At 51.3% G+C, this 439-nt stretch carries 1 pseudogene; it reads left to right on the top strand.

Features of this window, described 5'->3' with window-relative positions:
• A pseudogene (locus ACU8YC_RS27985) lies at positions 1-439 on the top strand (inverse autotransporter beta domain-containing protein); the annotation flags it as partial.

The following is a 439-nucleotide window of genomic DNA, read 5'->3' on the forward strand; positions in this document are numbered from 1 at the left end:
ATGAAGGTCTGGGCAGTAATTCGGAGATTGTGCAGCGCTGGTTACGTGACGGTTGGTAACTGTGTTACAACACATTTTATGACAACCTACTGGATGAAAATCTGCCCCGGGGAGGTCTCGGTGCAGAAGTATGGGTCAAAAATTTGCGCTTATCTGCTAACTATTATCAGCCGTTTTCATCCTGGCAGGAGCGCTCTGTAACCCAGCAACAACGGATGGCCCGCTGCTATGATCTGACCGCGCAAATGCGCATGCCATTTTACCAACACCTCAATACCAGCATCAGTGTGGATCAGTATTTTGGCGACCAGGTAGATCTTTTTCATTCGGGCACCGGGTACCACAATCCGGTGGCGATGAATCTCGGGCTGAGCTATACGCCGGTGCCGCTGATCACAGTGACAGCGCAGCACAAGAAAGGTGAAAGCGGCATCAGCCA

This window comes from Citrobacter sp. VF227, assembly GCF_052950715.1.